1 pseudogene is annotated in these 297 nt (G+C 73.7%); it reads left to right on the top strand.

What is annotated here, in order from left to right:
* Positions 1–297, top strand: a pseudogene (locus tag G6026_RS15435) (ABC transporter ATP-binding protein); the annotation flags it as partial.

Genomic DNA, 297 nt, shown 5'->3' with positions numbered 1-297 from the left:
TGGGAGCGCCTCTACCGACGGTTGGCTGAGGGTTCCGCCACGCCGGCGCTCCGCAGCGGTGACGTACTCCTGCGCTCGGGCCGCGATCTCGATGTGGTCGCGGACACCGTGGTCCGCGTCCTCATCCCCGCGATGGTGGCGGCCGCGTTGTCGACCGGTGCGGTCGTCGCACTCGCGCTGCTGTCACCCTTGGTCGCACTGGTCATGGCGGTCTGCGTGGTCCTCGTCGGGGTGGTCTTCCCCGCCCTGGCCGCCCGGGCGGCGCTCGGAGCGGAACGGGCGGTCGCCGCGGCCAGC

The sequence above is a fragment of the Dietzia sp. DQ11-38-2 genome, assembly GCF_014145055.1.
Taxonomy (GTDB): Bacteria; Actinomycetota; Actinomycetes; order Mycobacteriales; family Mycobacteriaceae; genus Dietzia.
The sequence above is the reverse complement of the archived record's forward strand: the minus strand, read 5'-3'. Positions and strand labels throughout refer to the sequence as shown.